We start from the raw sequence: 2,489 nt of genomic DNA, 5'->3' as shown, positions 1-2,489 counted from the left end.
ATCATCTATATTTGTAAATCATTTAAAAAATAAAATTAATTTTGGTGTAGAATCTAGATGGCAATTAAAAAAAATTAATTAATCTCAATATTTTTATATCTATTAACAAATAATCAGAAAATTACAAAAAATCATGCCGATTTATCTGACAGAGAAGATCTCAGACAAATCTTAGAAAAGAGTAAAAAAATTGATATGTTTGATAAAGATTACGATAAAAAAACAAAAGAAGTTGTAAACTAATTTGTAGCAAAACTGTAATTGATATTTCTCTTAATCCAGAATTAAGTAATATTTAACATAAAATAACGTCCTTTATAATTACTATTAGCATAAATTTTGCTGCAACAGAATCGCAGATGATGTTTTTCAACTTTATCAATTATGAAGAATATTCTCCTAACAAGCATTTTAGCAGCACTTAGTTTTTTTTCTTGCAGTAAAAAAGATCAGGATCCGAAAATTTCCGAAGAATCATCAACCGGACATTCTTATGAAAAGCAAAATTCATCAGAAGCAATTTCCGATACCGGTTATAACATCAGCAAAATTCCCGTTACCGATAAATTTCACGGAACTTTTCCTTACTTTAAGCTTCCCGAAGGTTATGCCTTTACCGACCCAAATTCTTATCACGGAAACGGGCAAACCAAAGATTTTGATAAAGAATATTTCTACGATCACGGCTCCTACACTTCTATGGAAGGAAAAACGTATAAAGCCGAGATCAGGATCTCAGAAGAATTTAAAGACAAAAAATTTTCTCCTCTCGAAATCCAGAAAAGTTTTGACGAGTTAATTAAAAATCTTGGCGGTATAAAAATAAATACCGGCGAACCTCTGAGAGAAGGTGAAGAAGAACGCATTAAAAGAGAAGATCCGGAAGCTTACAACCTGGGTTACATGCACTCGTGCAACAACTGGAAAAATGTAAATACCTACATCATACGAACTGCCGAAAAAACCGTCTTTGTACAATACAATCTTGGGAAAGACCAAACCAGCATCACCGTTTTAGAAACCAAACCTTTCGAAAATAAAATGTCGATCGTGGAAGAAAAGCCAAAAGCAGATTCTTTAAACAAAAAGAAAAAATAAGGTTATAAAAATCCATTAACCTCTATAATAAGCAGAGGTTTTTTTTACGCACAATCTTTACAAATCCCCGTCAAAATACAATTAACACCTTCAACCTGATAGCCGCTTTCCAGAGAAAACTTGACAGCTACAGGTAAACATTCTATCGTTTCACATTTTGTACACCGAAAATGGAAATGATGATCTGCCCGCTTTTTTTCGTCACATTTTATGCAGACTGCAAAATACTGTTTGCCATCTTCTGCAACAATTTTATGGAGAATTCCGTCTTCACAAAACCGGTTGAGAACACGGTAAATGGTTGCTCGGTCAATACTTATATCAACTTTTTGCATAATTGCATCCTGGCTCATAGCTTTTCCTGAGCCGTTCAAAACATTCAAAACTGCATTTTTGGTAGGGGTGCTTCTTCTTATCATTTTATTAATGCGATTATGTTGCAATAATAAAAATTTATTCTAACTTTGACAAACTTTTCAAGGAAGAATATTTTATTAAACCTAAAAATCTGAAAATTATGAACGAAACAGAATACGACGTAATCATTATCGGCGGAAGTTATTCAGGGCTTTCTGCAGCAATGGCTTTAGGAAGATCATTAAGAAAAACTTTGGTGATAGATAATGGGAAACCTTGCAATGAACAAACTCCACATTCTCATAATTTCCTGACACAGGATGGAAAATCGCCTAAAGAAATTGCAGAAAATGCAAAAAAACAAGTCAGCGAATACGAAACCGTACACTTTTATAACGGAAAAGCAACAGATGCAAAAAAAACTGAAAACGGCTTTGAAATTACTACGGAAAAAGGTGAAAAATTTAGCTCAAAAAAGCTGGTTATTGCTACCGGAATTACAGATAAAATCCCCGATATCAAAGGTTTTAAAGAATCTTGGGGAATTTCACTCATTCATTGCCCTTATTGTCACGGTTATGAATATAAAGGCAAAAAAACAGGAATTATTGCCAATGGAGATAAAGCGGTACACATTTCTTCTCTTGTAAAAAATTTAACCGAAGATGTAATGATTCTCACCAACGGAAAAGCCGGTTTTACAGAAGAGCAATCAGAAAAATTAAAACGAAACAACATTACGATCGTTGAAACTGAAATATCCGAACTGAAGCATCACAACGGAATGGCTGAAGGTATTATTTTCTCAGACGGAACAGAAATAAAATTTGAGGCAGTTTACGGAGCATTTCCATTTCAACAGCATTCTGAAATTCCTGAAAACTTAGGTTGTGAGTTTACGGAATTTGGTCATATCAAAACAGATCAGTTTCAGAAAACAAATATTCCCGGAGTTTTTGTATGCGGCGATAATTCTTCGATGATGCGCTCTGTTTCAAACGCCGTAATGACCGGAAATGTAGCCGGAGCAATGG

At 33.9% G+C, this 2,489-nt stretch carries 3 protein-coding genes; 2 read left to right on the top strand and 1 reads right to left on the bottom strand.

Annotated features, from left to right (window positions below; genetic code table 11):
• Positions 1 to 384: 384 nt before the first annotated feature.
• Positions 385 to 1,098 (top strand): hypothetical protein, encoded by a 714-nt coding sequence (locus AB4Y90_RS17465; RefSeq protein ID WP_441558841.1) that lies wholly within the window; start codon positions 385 to 387, stop codon positions 1,096 to 1,098.
• A 44-nt stretch (positions 1,099 to 1,142) separates the two neighbouring features.
• Here AB4Y90_RS17465 and AB4Y90_RS17460 read toward each other — a convergent pair whose 3' ends face one another.
• Positions 1,143 to 1,517, bottom strand: a complete 375-nt coding sequence (locus AB4Y90_RS17460) for a Fur family transcriptional regulator (protein WP_441558840.1) — start codon at positions 1,515 to 1,517, stop codon at positions 1,143 to 1,145.
• 98 nt (positions 1,518 to 1,615) lie between these two features.
• Between AB4Y90_RS17460 and AB4Y90_RS17455 the strand changes: the two genes are divergently transcribed.
• Positions 1,616 to 2,489, top strand: an 874-nt coding sequence (locus AB4Y90_RS17455; protein ID WP_441558839.1) for an NAD(P)/FAD-dependent oxidoreductase, incomplete at its 3' end; no start/stop codon positions are given.

It is taken from the genome of Chryseobacterium sp. 2TAF14, from assembly GCF_052115105.1.
In the GTDB taxonomy this organism is placed as follows: Bacteria; Bacteroidota; Bacteroidia; order Flavobacteriales; family Weeksellaceae; genus Chryseobacterium.
The sequence above is the reverse complement of the archived record's forward strand: the minus strand, read 5'-3'. Positions and strand labels throughout refer to the sequence as shown.